The sequence below is a fragment of the Psychrosphaera haliotis genome (assembly GCF_039523615.1).
Classification (GTDB): Bacteria; Pseudomonadota; Gammaproteobacteria; order Enterobacterales; family Alteromonadaceae; genus Psychrosphaera; species Psychrosphaera haliotis.
In genome coordinates this window covers 157,393-178,127 of record NZ_BAAAFQ010000010.1, presented here as the reverse complement: position 1 = coordinate 178,127, position 20,735 = coordinate 157,393, and the positions used below count along the sequence as shown (strand labels likewise).

At 39.6% G+C, this 20,735-nt stretch carries 21 protein-coding genes; 8 read left to right on the top strand and 13 right to left on the bottom strand.

Translation table 11 applies throughout. The features are described 5' to 3' along the window. Positions 1-52: 52 nt before the first annotated feature. Genes tatC through tatA form a run of 3 tightly spaced genes read right to left on the bottom strand, consistent with a single transcriptional unit; the run spans position 53 to position 1,398 of the window. Entirely contained in the window at positions 53-775 is a 723-nt protein-coding gene (gene tatC / locus ABD009_RS12960; protein WP_343826069.1) for a twin-arginine translocase subunit TatC, read from the bottom strand. Further along, the gene (gene tatB, locus ABD009_RS12955) at positions 775-1,158 is read right to left on the bottom strand and encodes a Sec-independent protein translocase protein TatB (RefSeq protein ID WP_343826067.1); all 384 of its coding nucleotides are present in this window, start codon (positions 1,156-1,158) and stop codon (positions 775-777) included. The genes tatC and tatB overlap by 1 nt, the downstream gene beginning before the upstream one ends. Before the next feature lie 6 nt (positions 1,159-1,164). After that, positions 1,165-1,398: a Sec-independent protein translocase subunit TatA gene (gene tatA / locus ABD009_RS12950; protein WP_343826065.1), complete on the bottom strand. Its 234-nt coding sequence runs from the start codon at positions 1,396-1,398 to the stop codon at positions 1,165-1,167. Between the two features lie 97 nt (positions 1,399-1,495). Here tatA and ABD009_RS12945 point away from each other — a divergent pair, with 97 nt between their 5' ends. Continuing rightward, on the top strand, positions 1,496-2,599 hold the full coding sequence (locus tag ABD009_RS12945) for a hypothetical protein (protein WP_155696951.1): 1,104 nt from the start codon (positions 1,496-1,498) through the stop codon (positions 2,597-2,599). Positions 2,600-2,604: 5 nt separating this feature from the next. Here the strand turns inward: ABD009_RS12945 and ubiB are convergent, their stop codons facing one another. Genes ubiB through ubiE form a run of 3 tightly spaced genes read right to left on the bottom strand, consistent with a single transcriptional unit; the run spans position 2,605 to position 5,623 of the window. Next, positions 2,605-4,260: a ubiquinone biosynthesis regulatory protein kinase UbiB gene (gene ubiB, locus ABD009_RS12940; RefSeq protein ID WP_343826063.1), complete on the bottom strand. Its 1,656-nt coding sequence runs from the start codon at positions 4,258-4,260 to the stop codon at positions 2,605-2,607. After that, positions 4,257-4,865 carry a ubiquinone biosynthesis accessory factor UbiJ gene (locus ABD009_RS12935; RefSeq protein WP_155696953.1) on the bottom strand — a complete coding sequence of 203 codons (609 nt, stop codon included), beginning with the start codon at positions 4,863-4,865 and terminating at the stop codon, positions 4,257-4,259. The genes ubiB and ABD009_RS12935 overlap by 4 nt, the downstream gene beginning before the upstream one ends. Continuing rightward, positions 4,862-5,623 (bottom strand): bifunctional demethylmenaquinone methyltransferase/2-methoxy-6-polyprenyl-1,4-benzoquinol methylase UbiE, encoded by a 762-nt coding sequence (ubiE, locus tag ABD009_RS12930; RefSeq protein ID WP_155696955.1) that lies wholly within the window; start codon positions 5,621-5,623, stop codon positions 4,862-4,864. Before ubiE ends, ABD009_RS12935 begins: the two co-directional genes overlap by 4 nt. A gap of 185 nt (positions 5,624-5,808) precedes the next feature. On the opposite strand from ubiE, the gene ABD009_RS12925 reads away from it, so the two are divergent. Together ABD009_RS12925 and ABD009_RS12920 are read left to right on the top strand one after the other, a co-directional pair. Next, complete coding sequence (locus ABD009_RS12925; protein WP_343826059.1) at positions 5,809-6,324, top strand: hypothetical protein; 516 nt, start codon at positions 5,809-5,811, stop codon at positions 6,322-6,324. A 45-nt stretch (positions 6,325-6,369) separates the two neighbouring features. Then, the gene (locus ABD009_RS12920; RefSeq protein ID WP_343826056.1) at positions 6,370-8,310 is read left to right on the top strand and encodes a bifunctional diguanylate cyclase/phosphodiesterase; all 1,941 of its coding nucleotides are present in this window, start codon (positions 6,370-6,372) and stop codon (positions 8,308-8,310) included. Here the strand turns inward: ABD009_RS12920 and ABD009_RS12915 are convergent. Continuing rightward, positions 8,307-9,311 (bottom strand): GGDEF domain-containing protein, encoded by a 1,005-nt coding sequence (locus tag ABD009_RS12915; RefSeq protein ID WP_343826054.1) that lies wholly within the window; start codon positions 9,309-9,311, stop codon positions 8,307-8,309. The two genes, ABD009_RS12920 and ABD009_RS12915, sit on opposite strands and share 4 nt — an antisense overlap. A gap of 200 nt (positions 9,312-9,511) precedes the next feature. On the opposite strand from ABD009_RS12915, the gene ABD009_RS12910 reads away from it, so the two are divergent. From ABD009_RS12910 to tesB, 4 genes are read left to right on the top strand one after another with little or no spacing between them, the layout of a single operon-like run. Further along, positions 9,512-10,165: a TetR/AcrR family transcriptional regulator gene (locus ABD009_RS12910; protein WP_343826052.1), complete on the top strand. Its 654-nt coding sequence runs from the start codon at positions 9,512-9,514 to the stop codon at positions 10,163-10,165. An 11-nt stretch (positions 10,166-10,176) separates the two neighbouring features. Continuing rightward, positions 10,177-12,024, top strand: a complete 1,848-nt coding sequence (locus tag ABD009_RS12905) for a DUF885 domain-containing protein (protein ID WP_343826050.1) — start codon at positions 10,177-10,179, stop codon at positions 12,022-12,024. A gap of 15 nt (positions 12,025-12,039) precedes the next feature. Further along, positions 12,040-13,116 carry a potassium channel family protein gene (locus ABD009_RS12900; protein WP_425543082.1) on the top strand — a complete coding sequence of 359 codons (1,077 nt, stop codon included), beginning with the start codon at positions 12,040-12,042 and terminating at the stop codon, positions 13,114-13,116. Between the two features lie 8 nt (positions 13,117-13,124). Further along, the gene (tesB, locus tag ABD009_RS12895; RefSeq protein WP_343826046.1) at positions 13,125-13,997 is read left to right on the top strand and encodes an acyl-CoA thioesterase II; all 873 of its coding nucleotides are present in this window, start codon (positions 13,125-13,127) and stop codon (positions 13,995-13,997) included. A gap of 87 nt (positions 13,998-14,084) precedes the next feature. Here tesB and plsB read toward each other — a convergent pair whose 3' ends face one another. Beyond that, the gene (plsB, locus tag ABD009_RS12890) at positions 14,085-16,520 is read right to left on the bottom strand and encodes a glycerol-3-phosphate 1-O-acyltransferase PlsB (RefSeq protein WP_155696972.1); all 2,436 of its coding nucleotides are present in this window, start codon (positions 16,518-16,520) and stop codon (positions 14,085-14,087) included. A 143-nt stretch (positions 16,521-16,663) separates the two neighbouring features. Here plsB and lexA point away from each other — a divergent pair, with 143 nt between their 5' ends. Next, complete coding sequence (lexA, locus tag ABD009_RS12885) at positions 16,664-17,281, top strand: transcriptional repressor LexA (RefSeq protein ID WP_155697155.1); 618 nt, start codon at positions 16,664-16,666, stop codon at positions 17,279-17,281. A gap of 32 nt (positions 17,282-17,313) precedes the next feature. Here lexA and ABD009_RS12880 read toward each other — a convergent pair whose 3' ends face one another. The 5 genes from ABD009_RS12880 to ABD009_RS12860 form a co-directional block, all read right to left on the bottom strand. Then, positions 17,314-17,733 (bottom strand): BLUF domain-containing protein, encoded by a 420-nt coding sequence (locus ABD009_RS12880; protein ID WP_343826042.1) that lies wholly within the window; start codon positions 17,731-17,733, stop codon positions 17,314-17,316. A gap of 91 nt (positions 17,734-17,824) precedes the next feature. After that, positions 17,825-19,117, bottom strand: coding sequence for a tetratricopeptide repeat protein (locus ABD009_RS12875; protein ID WP_343826039.1), 1,293 nt, complete (start codon positions 19,115-19,117; stop codon positions 17,825-17,827). 15 nt (positions 19,118-19,132) lie between these two features. After that, positions 19,133-19,744 (bottom strand): energy transducer TonB, encoded by a 612-nt coding sequence (locus ABD009_RS12870; RefSeq protein ID WP_155696975.1) that lies wholly within the window; start codon positions 19,742-19,744, stop codon positions 19,133-19,135. Positions 19,745-19,755: 11 nt separating this feature from the next. Beyond that, positions 19,756-20,166, bottom strand: coding sequence for an ExbD/TolR family protein (locus ABD009_RS12865; protein WP_343826036.1), 411 nt, complete (start codon positions 20,164-20,166; stop codon positions 19,756-19,758). 28 nt (positions 20,167-20,194) lie between these two features. Continuing rightward, complete coding sequence (locus ABD009_RS12860; RefSeq protein ID WP_343826034.1) at positions 20,195-20,722, bottom strand: MotA/TolQ/ExbB proton channel family protein; 528 nt, start codon at positions 20,720-20,722, stop codon at positions 20,195-20,197. Between the last annotated feature and the right edge of the window lie 13 nt (positions 20,723-20,735).

Genomic DNA, 20,735 nt, shown 5'->3' with positions numbered 1-20,735 from the left:
CAGAACTAAAAGTAATATCAAGACCAAATTACGCATGTAATTAACCGCCCTTTTATTTGCGAGGCTTAACCAAAGTGGCTAAGAATAAACCAAGCTCAAACAGCAGCCACATAGGAATAGCCAATAGTGTCTGACTAATAACATCGGGTGGAGTCAGTAACATCCCTAAAACAAATGCACCAACAATAACTAATGGTCTTTTATTTTTTAAAGTCTCAACCGTCGTTACACCAGCCCAACAAGAAACAAAAACGACAATAGGCACTTCAAAAGCCAGCCCAAAAGCAAAAAATAGCTTTAATATGAAATCTAAGTAACTACTAATGTCAGTGGCAATAGTTATACCCTCAGGTGCAACACTTGTGAAAAACGCAAATACGATAGGAAATACAACAAAGTAAGCGAATGCTATGCCGCCATAAAACAAGAAAACAGAAGAGAATAATATAGGGCCCGCGAGTTTCTTTTCATGGCTATATAAACCAGGTGCAATAAACCCCCACATTTGATGCAAAATAATTGGAAATGCCAACATTAAGGCAAACATGAAGGCCATCTTGAAAGGTGTGAAAAAGGGTGCTGCAACATCAGTGGCAATCATACTTGCACCACTTGGCATAACATCTAGAAGGGGCTGTGATACTTGTGTATAAATATCGTTAGCAAAGTAAGCCAGGCCAATAAAACAGATTAGTACAGCTAAAACAGACCTAATAAGGCGTTGCCTTATCTCAATCAAGTGCTCAATGAGTGGTGGTGTTGATGAAGTCGTCATTATTTTTGTTTAACGTCCATTTTAGGCACTGCTTGTTCCTGTTCAGCGTCTGGCAACTGATGCTCTTCTTGTTTATTCACAGAAGGCGCTGGCGAATCATCAATAAAATTAGGATTTACGCTTCGAGCTGCATCTTTAAGTTCATTAATGGAATTTTGAACCTCAGGTGATAGACCGGTTAAACCGTTCTTCTCAGCCTCTTTGAGGTTTTGATGTAGCTCATGAATACGCAGCTGTTCATTAACTTCAGCACTCAGCCCTTGCGTCATTTGAGATAATTTTCGTTTCATTTGAACGAGCTTTCGTAATGCGCCTGGCAATTTGTCGGGACCTAAAACAATAGTGCCGACAATTGCGATTACAATAAATTCCCAAAAGCCCATGATTAGTTACTTTTCCGATTCTTTTTTTGTGCTCGATGAAAAGTCAGCATCACTTGATAATTGATCCGATGCATCTTCTTTCTTTTCTACTGCTTGTTCATCGTTAATTGACTTTTTAAAGCCTTTTACTGCTGAACCCAGATCTGAACCAATATTTTTTAGTCTTTTTGTTCCAAATAAAAGCACAACAATTACTAAAATAATCACTAGTTGCCAAATACTTATGCCACCAAAACCCATAATGAACCCCTTCCTAATAAATTCCTGCTATTATAAAGTGATATTAGACCAAATCATATGTATATGACTCTTTTTAATACTCACTAATATGGACACTATGCACAAATATAACCTACACGGATTAGTAGTTATAGTTCTATTATTGTTCTGTAACAAAACTTCCGCAAAATCAGTCCTACTTCAAACAAATGCAGAAAATAGTGCATGCGCTTCCGCTCAAGTTGAAACCAAAAATTCAAAAGCAGCCATTGATTTATGTAAAGTCTCACGCGAAGTTGAAGGCCCTAACGAAGAAGAAAGGCTAAAAGTGTTATTCGTAGATGTTAACTCTATGATGGAAACCGTAGGCTCATCGATGGATTGGACTGCCAATTGGATAGATGGCAAGTTTACTGAGTCGGAAATGGGCAGAAATAAAGCAAAAGCGTGGGGGCATATCAACGTAGGTTGGGAGCCAAAAGAAAGTGAATGGGATAATTTTCCAATAAAATTCAGGGTAAAGGCGAAGTTGCCCAATTTAGAAAACAAAGTGGAAATTATTTTTTCCGATAATGAACAAGAAGACCTAAATAGCTTACCTTATGAAACCGTTCGTCCTGAAGCTTTAAAGTCGAGTCAACGCTCACTAGGCGCAGCAGTCAGGTTTATGCACAGTTCTTCAGAAAACTTTAGTAGCGCCTCGAGAATTGGTACTGGAGATGGCCAAGTCTATGTTCGTTCCGGCTTAACATATAATAAAAAGCTGTTATCGAATAAGCTGACAGTATATTTACAGCCAGCGATTGAATACTACTATTCAGATGGTCTTGGTGGCCGGCTGTTGTTTGACAGTGCCTATGCGTTAAACTTAAAAAATGAACTAAGAGTTAGTTACTTACTCCAAGACAGAGAAAGTTTTGACGCCGCTACATGGCGAAATGGCGTCTATTCTATTTCAGCCCTAAGTAATGAAACTGCGCTTATTATTGGTGCGACCGCAGCTGGTGTTGTGGAGCCCGATTATAGGCCCGAGTTTTATAAATTAAGCGTAAGAATCCGTAAAAAAGCCATTCGAAGTTGGATATTTATAGAGTTTGAACCATTCGTTGAGTTTAATCGCCCTAGATTAGTCGAAGACTTTCAAAATGGTCATATCTATGGTGAGTTTGAAAGGGATATAGGAATTGCACTGCGTTTTGAAGCGCATTATGGCTTCAATTAAAGTCGCTACTTTCTTAATTTCCAAGCGTTAATCGCTGCCAATAAAGCTAATAAACAATCGGCAACAAACCAACGTTGGTCGCCATTTACATCTGCAAACAAAGTAATTAAAAGCACTGCTAGTGAGCTAATACTAAAGATACACAAGCGCTTAAAAAATTGCTGTTGGCGATGTTGCATATGCGTATATTCGCTAACCAAGTCTTGCTTCATTTTTGGTATAGCTTCAATACTCTTTAAACTGCTGAACACTAATTCAGGCATTTGCGGTGCTTTTTCTAACCAGTAAGGCAAGTTTTGTTTTGTTTGTTTTAAAAAAGCTTTAACGCCCATCTGTTCGCTAACCCAGTCTTCTAAAAATGGTTTTGCTGTTTCCCATAAATCTAACTTCGGGTATAACTGACGTCCAAGTCCTTCAACATAAAGTAAGGTTTTTTGCAGTAGTACTAATTGAGGTTGTACTTGCATTTCAAATTGACGAGCCGTATCGAACAAACCAATCAATACTTGCGCAAAAGAAATATCTTCTAAAGGCTTGTTAAATATCGGATCGCACACAGAGCGTATAGCCATTTCAAACTGCTCAACGTTAATATGACTAGGAACCCAGCCAGATTGAACATGCAATTGAGCAACTTTAAGGTAATCGCGATTAAAAAAGGCGACAAAGTTTTCAGCTAGGTAACGTTTGTCTTCAGAATTTAATGTCCCAATAATGCCAAAGTCGATGCCGATATATTGCGGATCTGAAGGGTTTTCTTTTGAAATGAAAATGTTGCCCGGGTGCATATCAGCATGGAAAAAACTATCTCTGAAAACCTGAGTGAAAAACACTCTAACACCGCGTTCTGCTAATTTTTTAAGATCAGAGCCTTGAGCATTTAATTGGGCTATGTCGGAAACTGGAATTCCGTATATCCTTTCCATAACCAACACGTTTTGAGTACAAAAATCGCTGTAAATATCAGGTATATATAAATCATCAGACTGTTCAAAGTTACGTTTAAGTTGCAAGCCGTTAGCCGCTTCTTGTTGTAAATTGAGTTCGTTAAGAATGGTTTTTTTGTATTCTTCTACCACTTCAACAGGGCGAAGTCGTTTAGACTCAGCCAGTGCAAAGTCCACAAGCTTAGCGAAGACTAACATGAGTGCAACATCAGCTTGGATAAGCTTTTCTATATTTGGGCGGATGACCTTTACAACAACAGCTTTATGATCGGGCGATTCTACGGTACCTAAGTTAATAGTCGCGCAGTGAACTTGTGCAATCGAGGCTGACGCCAACGGTTCTGGCTCAAAATCAATGAGTAAGTCGTTAATGTTTGTTAAGTTCAACTCTTGTTTTATGGTCTTAATTGCTAACTCAGAGGAGAACGGCGGTACCTGATCTTGCAGCTTAGTAAGTTCTAAGCTTAACTCTGGTGAAAGCAGGTCTTTACGAGTCGACAACATTTGACCAAACTTAATCCAAACTGGCCCTAAGCCTTCAAGCGCCAACCTTAAGTTAATATGTTTGGACTGATTTTTAGGTGCTTTTGGATACCAAAAAAAGAAACCAAGCAAGACTCTTAAGTACCAAGGTTGAACTCGCTTTGGGATTAGATCAAACAGGCGAAAATAAAGAAAGGTATGAAATATTTGAAAAAATCGCACTAGTCTCACAGTGTGTCCTTAACGGATTTTATTGATGCCAACAGCTTTTCAGTTCTTGCTGAAACAGAATCAACTTGGTCAGAGAAATGTCTCAGTTCAATAGACGTTGGAACTACTTTTAGCTCTTCTGTTAGTGCTGTGTGCACTGTGTAATCCAAATCAACTTGTTTGCGTTTAATTGTGGCAACAGCTTGCTTACCTGAACTAAATAAACGGTGAGTTAAGCCGTCGCCTAAATAATTAGAAGCCCACTCTTGCCAGTCTATGTCATTTTCAATAAATAGTGATGAAAACCGTTGAGCAATACTTAACTCGCCTTCGAGTTCCAATAAATCTTGTTTAATTAGGTAGGTGATTTGGGAAGCGTCAGACAACTTTTTAAGTTGTGATAGCTCGGTTTTTACAAAACAATGTCGTTGGCTAGTTTCGCTAGAAATACGAACGGCACCATTAAACACGCCAATATTGACGGACAACTTAATATCCGTCAGCTCAACACTTAACGACTTGTTTTCGAGTGACGCAAGTTTTGCAGCAGCAGAATGATCATGCCTTAGCGCTTTATTTAAAGCCGGCTCTGCAATAGAAAATAGTGCTTGCTGCAATAGAATCAAAATTTGAATCCTTTATGGAGTGCAACAATACCACCAGTTAAATTATGGTAGCCAACTTGTTCAAAACCAACGTTTTCCATCATTGATTTAAGGGTATCTTGATCAGGGTGCATGCGAATCGACTCTGACAGGTATTGGTAACTCTCTTTGTCATTAGCAATGGCTTGGCCCATAGACGGCAGAATATTGAATGAATAAAAGTCATACGCTTTGTTTAGCCATTCTTGTTGCGGTTTTGAAAACTCTAAGACCAATAGTCGGCCACCTGGTTTCAAAACTCTAAAAATAGAAGCTAAAGCGTTGTCTTTATTTGTAACATTTCGTAAACCAAACGCGATGGTAACTAAATCAAACGTGTTATCAGCAAAAGGTAATGCTTCTGCATTTGCTTGAACATATTCAATGTTGCCGACGTAACCTTTATTGCGAAGTTTTTCTCGACCAACCTTGATCATTGAATCGTTAATGTCTGCTAATACAACTTGTCCTGTAGGCCCCACAATCTCACTAAACTTGCGGGTTAGGTCACCTGTACCGCCAGCCAAGTCGAGTACTTTATTACCTGGCCTAACGGCGCTCGCATCTATGGTAAAACGTTTCCATAACCTATGAACACCAAAAGACATTAAGTCATTCATGATGTCGTATTTTGCTGCAACTGAATGAAAAACACTTGCTACCATTTTTTCTTTGTCGTTTTTATCTATCGTTTGGTAGCCAAAATGGGTCTTACCTGCAGGTTCATTCTCAGTTTTCATTTGATCTTCGCGTCATAGTGGAATAAGTTGTGGTTAGTTTACTGAAATGTTTGTGGAATACCAAATAGTCAGTTACCAAAGAATGTAATACTTTACTTCTTTGAGGTTGGTTTAGAAAAATACCGTTTAAAAATCATGAGTATTTGCTAAACTGGAATTTGTTGAATAATTTTTGAGCTCATCTAATGCGAATTTTTGTTGTTTTCGTAACTATGCTTTTTACTATATCTCTTGCTGACGCTAATCAGCAGACGATGCTGCGCGTTCAATTGCAACAATTGACATTACAAAGTGCAATGTTAACAGATTTAGAAAAAGTGGATCGCATTCAAGCGCTAAGCACATTAATTAACCTTCAAGATGAAAAACAAACCAAATTAGTTCAATCCCCTGAACAATTATTTCAAAGTGGTTATGGTAACGAAGCTGAATTAGCGTTTGCAAAGTGGCAAATGTTAAGTGACCTTGGCTTACCAAAAGAACAATTTAGACTGGTGTATGTGCAAGATAAAAAAGACTTGTCTAGACAAGTTTGGTTAGCTTGGTATACCGCTGATAAAATTAAACTTATTACGTCTTCCGATGTTTTCGACCGAACAAAAACAGTGAAGAGAATTCAGTCAGAAGTTGATGTTCTGTCTGTTCTAAATCCTGAACTAGTTTTATCAAACCGCAGTCACACTCGCTCTTCTAATACGTAGAACTCAGACACAATATAAAAATAATAACAAAAGTCGCAGGAAATTATGAAGTTATCACGTCAGTTGGTGGTCATCCACAGTGTAATTATTGGGCTGTTAGTCATCGGCTATGCGTGGCTGTCTTTATTGAATATTCGTCAATTGACCATTCAAGAGTTAGTAAATCAATCAAGCACCTCAGCACAATACCTAGTTGAACCTATTGCAAAGTTAGTGATAGAGGGAGAGAAAGACAGATTTAAATCAAAAATAGATGTGTTTTATGATTCTGGAAATTACTCGCGTATCACGTTATACGGCAATGAGAACTTTATGCCGGTACTTTATGAACGTAGTGAATTAGACCAGGTTGCGGATGTGCCTAGTTGGTTTATAAAACTGTTTCCAATTGAGCCTATTGTGGGCGAAAAAGAAATATATAATGGGCTCGACAGAGTCGCATTTTTAGAAGTTCAAACTCACCCTTTTGCTTTTTATCAATTTGTTTGGCGTCAGTTCTTAGATATTTTGTTAGTGACATTGTTTGTTGGTGTGATTGCGTGGGCCATGGGCATTGCGTTGATTAACATAGTACTAAAACCAATTCTTGCAGTTAAGAACCAAGCCGCCGCGGTCACAAATAAACACTTTACCCAAATCACAGATCATTCTGGTATTGCCGAATTTGAACAGCTTATTGAAGTACACAATAGTATGACAACGCAAATTCAGGCGCTCTTTTCCCAGCAGCAAAAGCAATTAGACGACTTAAAAGACAATTTATATCACGAAGCAAGCAGTGGCTTACCTAATCGAGAGTATTTTCAACTAACGCTTGCTGATTTCTTAAACCGTAAAAGCGAACGCCTAATGGGCGGCCTGGTAATGATCCATTTAAATGACTTAACCAAGTTACGACATGATCAGAGCTTTTCTGCTTATCAAGATGTGATTAGCTATGTAGTTAAAGTGGTTGAAAGAGTGACAGGTATGGGGAAAAACGCCCCGTTATTTCAACTAAATGAGCAAGACTTTGCGCTGCTGTTATTACATCAGGGAACATCCGATATTTTAGAGTCCAGTAAGCTAATTGTTAGGCAACTTGAAGATTGCGAGCCATTAGAGCAGCTTGGTGGATGTTTTGTTGGTGCCAGTGAGATACTGGAGCATGATACATCCGTGTCACTTACTAAAAGAACTGACGAAGCACTAAAATATGCGAAAAAAAGCCATAAACGCTTTTACATGGACAAGTCCACCGGCGAATCAAATAACAATGCATTGTTTAAATCTAAACAAGAAGTTGTACACGCCATAGAGCGCTCACGAGTCGAATTTTTTACTCAGCCAGTGATTGATCCAATTAGCGGAGAAAAGTTGTTTACTGAGCTTTATACAAAGCTTTCTATTGATGAACAACCGCTGTCGTTACCTCAGGTGCTTATTTTAGCGGAAAAATTTGAAGTCACTCCGGCTTTAGATAAAAAGGTACTAATGGAAGTGGAAAAACACTACCAGTTGGGTGCACTTAAAGACAAAATCTCTATTAATATTTCTGCGTTCTCATTCGACTCAGAAGCCTTTCAAACCTGGTTAATAAAATGGTTGAATGAAGAACCTGCGTTAGCGAAAAATATCATCATGGAATTTGATGAAATTGATTTAGCGCATACCTCTAATGCCCGAGATATCAGCTTCAAGCTTGCTAATCATGGTATTGAAATCGCGATAGATCACTTTGGACGAGGCTCTAGCAGTCTATCCAGATTCTCAGATATGAAATTACATTGGTTAAAAGTAGACAGTCGATATATACAAAAAGACTCAACAGATAATAATCGTGATTATCTAAAAATGATTTGTGAACTCGTTTCAAAACTAGGCGTTAAAGCTATTATTCCTAACATTGAGTCGGATGAACAAATTGAGTTAGCAAAAGAAGTGGGTTGTGCTGGTATACAAGGCTTTAAAATTGCTAAGCCTATTTCTATATTTGAGCAGGTTTAGTCAACAAATACTCGGTTGCGTCCTGTGGCTTTTGCCATTCTTAAGGCAGAGTTTGCACGTTGAATAGTGCCTTCTAAACCTAGTGTTTCGGTATACTCGGTCACACCAAGTGAAACCGTTATCTTCGGTAGTTTTTCTTTGCTTTTGGCATTAATAAACTGCAGCTTCTCTACGCCAAGTCTTACTTTTTCAGCCACTTCTTTGGCTGCTTGTTTTGACGTTTCAGGGATAAGAATTAAAAACTCTTCACCGCCAGTTCTTATTGGTAAGCCAGAGCCAGATACATAACTCTTAACCTTTTGCGCTACCTTAGACAAAATAACATTACCTACAGTGACGCCGTAATTGTCATTAAACTGTTTAAAGTGGTCGAGGTTAATTGCTATAGCAGCAATTTTGTTGATGTCGCTTTGCAGCCACATATCTACAGTGGTATTCATGACATTTCGATCAAATAAGCCAGTTAACTGATCTAGTTTTCTGCTTTCTTCAACTTCATCTATGCGCTGTTGCAATTGTTCAGTGCGCTTTTGCGCTTGTTTAAGTGCATTCACCAACACCTTTTGAGCACTCTTCATCGATGAGGTCACATTTAACAGCCGTTCTATTACTTGTTGCGATGTTTGAATGTCAGACTTGTCTAGCAATAATAAGCCTTCATCTAACATTGTGATGTAATTTGAGGTGTCTTTTTGAGCTTTAGAGGCATGTCGATTAGTTGCATTAACCACAGCGTTAATGTCTTTTACTAAAGCACCTTGTGAAGTGTCCGCTATTAGGATGTGGCGATTATATAAAGACTCAATTAAGAAAGAGTCAATGGTTCGGCCAGCTTTTATATCAGCGTCTAGTTCGGTACAAAGCTCAGCGTTTGAGTTAGAAACATACTCATACACTACGCTGTAGTTAACTGGACTAGCTGGCAAGCGAAATTGCTTTAAAAACCCCAAAGCTTTTTGTAGCTTTTGGTCTGCTTGCTCCATAGTATCCTGATATTTCATGAACTAACGACTCCGAACGACACACTAAAATGTTTCATGGGGATTGTAATGGGAAAAATGAATGTACAATCTCAACAACACAAGAATAATTTTATAGGTTAGGCTAGTAAACTAATTACCTTTTATTTTCAGGTCAAGGAAATACTGCAATAATTGGCGTTTAATTCATAATTTTTAGCAAAAGGTCTTAAAGTAACTAAATGGCGACACCCAAAGCACGCAGCCACGCTCAAAAATCAGCCAGAAAACAATCTATTATTGATGCAGCCGTTGAGTTGTTATCGGGTAATGTAAGTGAACTTCCGCCAGTATCAGCGATTGCTAAACAAGCGGGGTTTGCCAAAGGAACGGTATATATTTACTTTGAATCCAAAGAACGTTTGTTTTTAGATATTTATCAAGACTTGTACGCAAAATGTGTATCTAATTTTAGGCGTGAATTACACTTAAAAGATATTCAGCAAGTGGCGTTGTTTTGGTTTGAGCAACCTATGTTTAGTAAGCTAATGTCTTTGGCGGATGGCGTGCTTATTTCTAGTTTATCTACTGAAGATAAACAACAATATCTATTAGATAGAGCAAATACATTAGATAACGTTTTAACAAATAGCCAAACCGTAAATGTGCTTAACGAAGAACGTGATCGTTGGCACCACATGGTCAAACTCACCATGAGCTCAATCCAATTGGTTTGGTTGGAAGAATCTATGTATGATGAAAAAGAACCGAAAAAAGAAGTGTTTATCGCAATGGCAGCCGATGCTGCAAAGCCAGTCTGGGATGCGTACATAAAAACTACTTTGCAATCTAAAAAAAGTAAGCCGTGGCATTCTTTTTTACAGAAAAATAAATAAGCGGAATGAAAATGAAAAAATGTTTGAGCCTCTTTGCCTTTTTAAAAGCTGCATTATCAAAGGCTATAGTGTCAAAGGCTATCGTGTTAAAAGTTGTCCTGCTTTCTCTTCTAGCCTTGTCTTTGAGTGCGTGCGCGAGTCTTGAGGTTGAGTCTAAAAAACGCTTTTCTGAAGTTTCTAAGCAAGTATGGCAAGAATACCAAGCTTCTAATCCTTTTACATCAAAAGCTGAGGGTGCGGACAGCTTAGCCGGTACGCTACCTGACTTATCACCATCAGGCATCAAAGCAAAACAGCAAAAACTAGCCAAGTGGATATCTGAAATAAAGCAGTTTGAAACCGCTGTGTTATCGGAACAAGATCAAATTAATCAGCAAACGTTATTACACCGCCTACAAAACGAATACGACCAAATTGTCTACAAAGGCCACTATATTCCGTTGACTTCAGAGGGTGGCTTTCATACATCGTTAGCCTTTTTACCAAGCAGCACTAAGCTAAAATCCAAACAAGATATAGAGTTCTACCTTCAAAGATTGTCAGCCTTTGGGGTTTATTTTGATCAGAATATAGCGTGGATGAGAGAAGGCATCAAAACCGGTTATACCCAACCTAAAGTGGTACTAGAAGGCTACGAGCAAAGCATTGATGGTCTAGTCGCTATACAACCGGAACAAAGCGTTTTTTATCAACCTTTTACAAACATAGATTTTTTATCAGTGGATGAGCAGCAACAAGTTCAAAATCGAGCAAAGCAGGTGATTGTAGATAAGGTAAATGCGGCTTATATTTCATTTAGAACCTTTATGTTGGAAGAGTATATACCTGCGGCCAAAAACGATATTGCGTTTAAAACGGTTCCTAATGGTATTGAGTTCTATAAAAACCGAGTTAAGCATTACACCACAACCGATATGTCCGTTGATGAGATCCATCAGCTTGGTCTAAGTGAGGTCGCGCGTATTAGAGCTGAAATGGAAAAAGTGATTGCTAAAACAGGCTTTGACGGAAGCTTTTCAGACTTCTTATCGTATTTACGAACTGATCCTGCATTTTACGCAACCACTCCAAAGCAGTTATTAATGGAAGCGAGCTTTATCGCTAAAAAAATGGATGCGCAATTACCTAAGCTATTTAATGTGTTACCACGAACGCCTTATGGCGTTGCGCCAGTGCCAGCTCACATTGCACCTAAATACACAACAGGCCGATACATTTCGGCTTCGAGCGACACAGACGCTGGATACTATTGGGTTAATACCTACGCATTAGATCGACGCCCTCTTTATGAGCTTGAAGCATTAACCTTGCATGAAGCAGTACCTGGACATCATTTACAAATCTCACTTACGCAAGAGTTAAAAGACACACCTAAATATCGTTCGTCATATTATATTTCGGCATTTGGCGAAGGTTGGGGGCTCTATTCTGAGTGGCTAGGGCTGGAAGTTGGGTTTTATCAAGATCCGTATTCAAACTTTGGTCGATTAACTTATGAAATGTGGCGTGCATTAAGGCTGGTGGTTGATACTGGCATGCATATGAAGGGTTGGACTAGGCAGCAGGCTATCGATTTAATGACAGAAAATAGCGCGTTGTCGGCTCATAACATCCAAACTGAAGTAGACCGATACATTTCTTGGCCTGCACAAGCGTTGTCTTATAAAATAGGTGAGATTACTATTAAGCGCTTGAGAAAAAAGGCAGAATCAATGTTAGGAAACGACTTTGACGTCAGAGAGTTTCACAACCAAGTATTGAAAAACGGCTCGGTAACCTTATCTCAGTTAGAACGCCAAGTTCAGCATTATATTGATGCAAGGTTACAAAAACAGAAGTTACAAGATTCAACTAATTAAAAAATAAAGGAATCCATTTTGGTGGTAAACAAATTTACCCGATTCTTATGGAAACAATTTAGTCAGATTACCTGGCCTGCTCTTGTCACCTTGTTGGTATTGCATTCAACCTTAAGCTGGGTGTTGTTGAGATGGGCAGGCGAACTCGCCTTACTAGATTTTCATGAGTATCTCTATTATTACGTAGTGACAACAAGTACGGTTGGTTATGGCGACCTGAGTCCTACAAGTGAAGCGGGCAAATATATTGTTGCGCTAATTCAAATTCCATTGGGGCTCGCTATTTTTGGTGCACTCCTTGGCAAAATGGGTCAATCGGTTGGAAAGGTTTTGAGGCAAGTTATGACGGGTGAAAAAGATTTTCGTTATTTAGATACACACATTTTAATTTTTGGTTGGCATGAACGCCGTACTGGAAAAATTATCGAACACATCTTAGGCGACGACAAGCGCCAACAGCGAAAAATATTGCTGTGTGTAACACAAGAGATGGAGCATCCGTTTTATGAAAATGGCATGGTGGAATTCGCTAGGTTACGTTCGTTTACAGATAATGAAGAGCTAGAGCGAATTGCTGCTAAAAAGGCGGATAGAGTTATTGTGGACTGTGAAAACGACGACATGACTTTCACCACCGCATTAAAGTTGAGCAAAATCATTGCTGATGATTGTCATATTTCTGCGTATTTTGATGAAGACGAAAAAGTAGAAATGCTAAAAAACTACACGACCAATGTTGAAGCAAACTCGTCTAGAACTGCAGAAATGTTAGTAAGGTCAATGCAAGATCCAGGTAGCAGCAAGCTATTAGAAGAAATGATGTCTACACTTCGTGGTGTTACTCAGTTTTCCACTGAAATACCAAAGAGTGCGCCATCAAGTCAATTTGGGCAGTTGTTTTATTATTTAAAGCAAAACCACGATGCAATTCTGTTGGCGGTTGCCAAAGATAGAATTGGTATGGAAATGAAGCTTAACCCGGGTAACGATTATGTAATCAAACCAGGGTGTGTCATCCACTATATTTCCAAACAACGCATCATAGCTAATGAAGTCAATTGGCAAGCAGTAAGCAAGTACGTGATTAAATAAGGGTTGAAATGAGTAAAGTTTTAGAAGATTTGTTGGGCCATTTGGCATTGGAAAAAATTGAAGAAGGTTTGTTCCGAGGTCAAAGTCAAAACTTAGGTTTTGGGCGTGTTTTTGGTGGTCAGGTTATTGGCCAAGCGCTAAGTGCAGCAAAAGAAACTGTTGAAGACCGTTTTGTTCACTCGTTCCATAGTTATTTTTTGCGCCCTGGTGACGATCAAAAACCAATTGTATATGACGTAGAAAATATTCGTGATGGTCGCTCTTTTAGTACTCGTCGTGTAAGAGCATTGCAGTATGGTAAGCCAATTTTTTATATGACGGCGTCGTTTCAAACGGAAGAAGTAGGTTACGAGCATAGCCCAGAAATGCCAAACGTTGTTGGCCCTGAAGGCTTAAAGTCTGAGCATGAATTTTTCCAAGAAAACATTGATAAAATACCGGGCACGTTGCGTTCTATTATTGCCGGTGAAAAACCAATAGAAATTCGTCACGTACAAGTGAATGACCCTTTCGCACCTGAAAAAATGCCAGGTCGTCGCCAAGTGTGGATAAAGTCGAATGGTAGTCTTCCTGATGATGAGCGTATCCACCGTTATTTATTAGCATATGCATCGGATTTTAACTTTTTACCAACGGCATTATTTCCACATGGCCGCAGCCACATTCTAAGAGACATGCAAGTGGCGACGCTTGACCACTCTATGTGGTTCCATCGCCCATTTAGAATGGATGAGTGGATATTGTTTGATATGGACAGCACAAGCGCAAGCGGAGGCCGTGGATTGGTTAAAGGGCAGTTCTTTAACCAGCAAGGTGAGTTAGTTGCGTCGGCAATGCAAGAAGGCGTGATTCGAGACTACAAGGCGTTTCCAAAAACGTAGAATCGCAAGGTTGTATATACTGATCTCTTAAAAAGAAACCTTGTTTTTCAACAAGGTTTTTTTGTTTTTCTGAACCTGAACCTGAACCTAGCCCAGTGATTGCAATGACTGCAAAATATCTGACTCTAGCAGAGAGTTAATATCTTCAGCGGTGGCTTTGCCCGCGTCCGTTAAGTGCATCAAGCCAGCTTCGTCCGTCTCAACATACTTTTGTTCTTTAATACAAGATACAAAGCTTGAAGTGATCTTCTTATCAAAATACTCTGGCGCTTTGATGTCGTGCAAAGTAAGAAGACGCTTGGCTAATTTTAAGCAATCGCTTTCTAATTCACTGCGCTGTATGCCGTGAACTTGTTGTATACGATTAAACGCCAATGCATAACGTTGCAATGTGTCTTTCATTATTTTCGCCAGTAGGCTTAATTGTAGGCTGCCTAACGAAGAGCGATTACGAATAGACAAGGTGTCATCGCTTACTTCAATAATATCGTTTTGAGCAAAGTAACCTATTATTTTATCAACATAACCGTCTACATCTTCTGTGGTAATAAACATTTCGTTTTTAAGTAGCGGTAAAATGTTTGTCACTTTTTGTTTAATTTTATCTGACGATGTTTTACTAGAGTGTGTTAACTCAGCTGCAACAATAGCGGCAATAGCAAACAAATGAACCACGTTGTTTCGGTAGTAACTCATCAAAATAGCATTTTTGTCATCAAGCTTAATAATCGTGCCGTATTCGTCACTATCAGAGTCTACTTTCTCTAGTAAAATGGCTTCATCAATAATGGCAGAGGCTGACTCTGTTGGCGTTTTCACTAAGTTTGAATAAGGGACCGAAGTCTGTAAGCCAATATAAAACTCAATCAACGCTTCCATTTCTACTCGTGGTAAAGCATGGCTGTCAGAGGTTAGTAGCGCCAGTGCCGACAAGTTAACGGTGTTTAAAACTGCAGCATCATTAATAGAGCCCATAACTTTATTGGCTGTATGATTAACAACTGGCGTTAACCAATTTGGTTTCACCACATCCACTGGATTAATTAACGATCGCCAGTCTGGAGCTTGTTCGTTCATTATTTCATTTAGGCTAATTGGCTCGCCAAAGTTCACGTCACCGTGGCCATAGTTTTTAAGGTTCTTGATTGCCTTAAAAATACCAAAAATGGATTCGCTTTCTTTGCTTTTGCCTTTTAATTCACTTAGGTAGGTATTTACTTCCATTACATGTTCGTAACCAATGTAAACAGGCACAAGGGTAATTGGGCGATCTACACCACGAAGCATTGACTGTATCGTCATGGCTAACATGCCAGTTTTAGGTGATAACAATCTACCCGTTCTAGAACGGCCACCTTCGGTGTAATACTTAACTGGGTAACCTTTAATGAACAACTGCGAAAGGTACTCACGAAATACTGCAGAATACAGCTTGTTGCCTTTGAAGCTTCGGCGTAAGAAAAATGCACCGGCTTTACGGAATACAGGACCTGCAGGCCAGAAGTTTAAATTAATGCCGGCAGCAATATGTGGCGGCACTAAGCCTTCGTGATAAATAACGTAGGTTAGCAATAGATAATCCATGTGGCTGCGATGGCAGGGCACATAAACAATCTCATGACCTTTTTGTGCTAAGTCTCTTAACTTATCAGCATTGTGAACACGAATACCGTTATAAATTTTGTTCCATACCCAAGTCAGGATACGAGAGCCCATTCGAATGTAGTTTTCGTTGTAGTCGCCTGCAATTTCTTCAAGAAGCTTTTTAGCGTTTGCTTTTGCTTCTTCTAAGGAAATATCTTTAGATTCCATTTCTTCGTGAAGCGCTTTTTTAAGTGCGGGGCTGGCTAGCATACTATTGAAAAAAGCCTGACGTTCCATCACTTTAGGGCCAGTTGCAACTATGCGTTGGCGTTCAAAATGAATACGAGCAACACGCACTAACTTGTGTGCTGTTTCTTCAGATGGGCCATAGTCATTAACCATTTTTTGCAATGAAACGGGCTTACTAATTCTGATAAAACTGCTGCGACCATAAAGCAATACAATCATGAACTTACGAAACGGAGATGCTTGTAAAGTTTGTGTGATGATGTCCATCAAGCGAGTTTTTCGATTTGTGTCTTTTTCGACACCTGGGTTACGACCCCAGCAAATCATAACCGGTACAAACTGTATATCTTTGCCCGTACGCTCTACTAATTCCAGCATCGCTTGGCCCGTTTTTACGGTTTTTTTAGCGTGATGGTCTTTGTTCAAAAAGATAGAATCTACCGGCTTAACACCAATCGTTCTTTTAACTGAGTCGCTGTCTAAATCAATAGAGCCAAAAGGTGATGGTAAGTTAAGACGCTTGGCCGCTTGCTTTAAAGCAAGCTTATCTGTGTATGAATCTGTCATCAATACGTAGGAAATTGGCTTAGACGAATCTATACCGCTTTCGCTATTTTTCTCGTCAGTAACTAGTTGAGTGCGAATGAAAGGACGAGTTAACCAATACATTAAAACATTTAAAATGGACATAAAAACCTTAATACAAAAATGAATGCAGCAGGGGATTTTAACAAAGGTTAGCTAAAAACCCATCATTCTTATTAAATTTTATGTTGCACAACCTCGATGCCTGTATATACTGACAGTTATGTTACTGTATGGAAAAACAGATGATGCGACCACTTACTGCTAGACAATCAGAAATATTAGATCTAATTAGAGATTCAATTACCTCAACAGGTATGCCACCAACTCGAGCTGAAATTGCTAAAACGTTGGGCTTTAGGTCGGCTAATGCCGCTGAAGATCACTTAAAAGCACTGGCTAAAAAAGGTTTCATAGAAATGTTACCTGGCACCTCTAGAGGCATTCGTCTAACAGAAGAAGTCGCTAACGACGATCCAGGTTTACCGCTTGTTGGTAAAGTTGCAGCCGGCTCGCCAATATTAGCAATGGAGCACGTTGACCGTCATGTAAATATTGATCCAGCTATGTTTTCACCAATGGCCGACTTTTTGTTGAAAGTTGAAGGTGAAAGTATGAAGGATATTGGTATTTTAGACGGCGATTTATTAGCTGTTCATAAAACTCAAACCGCCAGAGATGGTCAGGTTGTAGTTGCAAGAGTTGAAGAAGACGTTACGGTTAAAAGACTTGAGCGTAAAGGTAGCAAGGTTATATTGCATGCTGAAAACCCTGAGTTCTCACCAATTAATGTAGACCTAAACTACCAAGACTTTGCTATTGAAGGTTTAGCGGTAGGCGTTATTCGTAATTCATCGTTAATGTAACGAATATCCAAGTCGGCTTTTCTTTGTTTGCATTAACGAATCGTCGAAAACTCTTTTAAAAGCTTCACGGGCGGTGACATGCCGTCCACAAGCTTATCTTCATCAATGGCATCAATAATGTCTTTAATGGTTTGAATGTTTTTAGGCTTATCGCATTCTAAATTCACCATATTCATAGACCAGCGGCTAAACAGTCTATATTCAGCTGGCTCAAAATAGATATTTCGTACTTTAGTGTGCCTGCTGTCTAGCGCTATTTTGTCATAAAGTGCCTGAACACTTTTTTTATCACCTTCCAGTACCTGTAAAAACATTCCACCGTTGTAAATCAAATTGCCGGTAATATCTTGGCTTGAGTTATTGTTCTTAGCGTTCACTAATAAGTCAGTTAACTCTTCATTGGAAAAAGGCTGAGTAGCACGGCTAATATAAACAAGTTGATGGAGTGACATAGATAAAACCTATACTGAAAAATTAAATATTCAGTATAGGTTAGAATGAAATTTTAGTGAGTAACGCTTGGTAAATTACCAGTTTTTAGGGCTAGTAATTGAAGGCCAGTTGTTCCATTGTTGATTTTTCTTTCTCAACAAACTTTAACCATTGCGTTGCCATTCGTTGTACGTTTTTGTATTCACTGGCCATGTTCAATGCTTCAATGGCAGCTTCAAACTCTTTTAAGTTAAAGTGCGCCATACCTAAAGCTAGATACAAATTACCAGGATTTGGCAAATCACCACGCTTTTCAGCCTCAAATGCAGCTTCGATCACATCTTTGTATTTACCCTGTTGAAGTCTGATTTCCGCTATTTGCTGGTGGGCAGTGCCATTATTTTCTAATGTAGAAAGTACTTCCAACGTCTCAACTGCCTTGTCGAGTTCTTTTGCGGTTATCCACGCTTGCGATAAAAACTTAACGTTTTTAACGTTCTTTGTAAGTACTTTTTGATTAATACCCTGCTCCATTACTGATGCCGCTTTATATGGAAGGCCGTTGAAGTAATATATTTGAGCAAGATTTCTAAAGTCCGATTGCTTAGAAATATAGCCCTGCTGATACGCAGCTTCTAATACCGCCAGTTGCTTGTCTTCAGCGCCAATCTCACCATACATCCCAGCCAACTGTACCCAATATTCAGGCTTGTTAAAACGGCGTACCATTTCTTCTAAAATTGAGGCTACTTTTTTCGGCTGTTTTAATTCGAAATATGCTGCACGTTGCAGCACAAACCAGTTTTCTTTTGGCTCAACTTCCTGTTCTTTTGCTTCAGCTAATGCCAGGTCAATATATTGAGCTGCGTTTTGATAATCTTTGCCTTGATAACTTGCCTGCGCTTTAAGTACATTGTTCTTAACAGGGATGTCACCTTCGTTAATGCTTTCCCATCGTTCTAAAAATGAGATGGTTTTAGAGTACTCTTCGTTGGCCATGGCAAGTTGTGCTAACGAGAATAGCGTACTTTTTTCTAATGACTCTGGAATTGGATCTTGCGCGACAACTTGTTCAAAAGCTGCCATTGCCTCGGTCATTTGTTCTGCGTTGTAATAGATAAACCCGTAAAAGTTATACATCATAGCGGTTTCGTAGCTATTCAAACTGCCGGATTTAGCTTTTACTGAGTCCAATACCTCTAATCCACCTTTGACGTCACCACCATCAGCAAGTTGTTGTGCCCTTGCTAACTGACTATATACTCGTGAGTTCAATGATGGTGTGCGTTTTCGCTTTTGCTCGGCGTGCGCTTTGGCAAAATCAACATTAGGTACAACACCAACAAATGAGCTGCCTAAAAGCAAACTAGTCGCGATGAGAGAGGACGTAATAAGTGTTTTCACAGTATCTGCTCCGAATTATCCGTTAATTTCAAAAGTAATGCGGTTTTGTACGCCACTTACTTCTGTTGCTTCGCCATTTACTACACGAGGCTTATATTTAAACTTAAGGGCTGCGTCTAAAGCCGCTCTATTGAACAAGCCCTCTGGGTTTGCTTCTATCACTGTAGGTGACTTAACTGCGCCGGTTTTATCAACCACAAATTCAACAATAACGTAGCCTTCAATACCGCGCTGTAAAGCTCTGCGAGGGTATACAGGCGATACTTTGACAATTGGTAAATATTCACCGTCACCTGACTCAAGTGCTAATCCACTTTGTAAAGCCATGTCGCCACCAACATCTGCGCTAAAATCAAAACCAGCGTCGCCCGCATCGGCAATATCAGGAGACATTTGAGGCTGCTCCATTGGTGGTGGTGGCTCTTGCGGTTGAGGTGGCTTTTTCGGTTTACGATCTTTCTTTTGTACGGTTTCTTCAGGCTTTAATCGAATAAAGTCCAAAACGCTGCCTTGTGCTGGGTCGGTGATAGCCGAATCACCAGACTTAATAAGCGCCTGCATACCGTAAAATAAAGCGGTTGTAATAATTCCTGCAATCACAACGGCTGTTAATAAACGAATGAACATAATACCTTTTCCTAGCTTTCTAATGCCGCGATAGAGACGTCATATGCGCCCGCAGCTCTAGAGGCATCCATAACCTTAATTAACGTTTCGGTTGTGGCCTTCTTATCCGCTTGAATCACCACAGAACCTTGTGGGTTTTCCGCTTTTAGGCGCTCAATGTTTGCTTGAACAGCACGAACATCCACTTGTCGTTTGTTAATCCAAATTTCACCTTTGTCAGAAATGGCGACCAAAATACTGGCTCTTTCTTTCTTCACAGCTGTTGCGGCTTCAGGTCGGTTAACGTCAATACCGGCTTCTTTTACAAAAGACGCGGTAACAATGAAGAAAATCAACATGATAAAAACAACATCTAGCATAGGTGTTAAATCAATATTCTCTTGTTCTTCTTCTTGCATTAAGTTGGCTAATGGCGCTCTCATTTTACTCTCCTAACAAATGCCTGGACCCTTAATGGTCCATCGGCAAATGGTCTTCTAATAGTTCAATTTCACGTTTGGTTTTGCGTTGCACCCATGTGTTAGCAAAGACCCCTGATAATGCTCCAACCATGCCAGCCATTGTTGGAATCGTGGCCTTTGATACGCCACTTGCCATTGAGCGTGCGTTGCCGCTGCCACTAATCGCCATTACATCAAATACTTCAATCATTCCGGTTACCGTGCCTAGCAAGCCCATTAGTGGACATAGTGCAACTAACGTTGCTATGAGTGGCAAGTTAACCGTTAATTTTTGTTTTGCTCTGGCAATGTAAGCTTGTCTAATTTGCTCAGCATTCCATGAGTCTCTTTCGCTTCGAGTTTTCCAGCGACGAACTAATTCGCCTTGATATTGTTTGTAACCGCTAAGCGTGTATAAAACGCGCTCTAAAATTAACAACCACATCACAAAAATCATTGCTGCGATAGCGCTGAGAACAACGCCACCCGTGTCCATAAACTCTCTAATTGCTTCTAAGGTCTCTGTGAAAAACAACACAGTGCACTCCTTG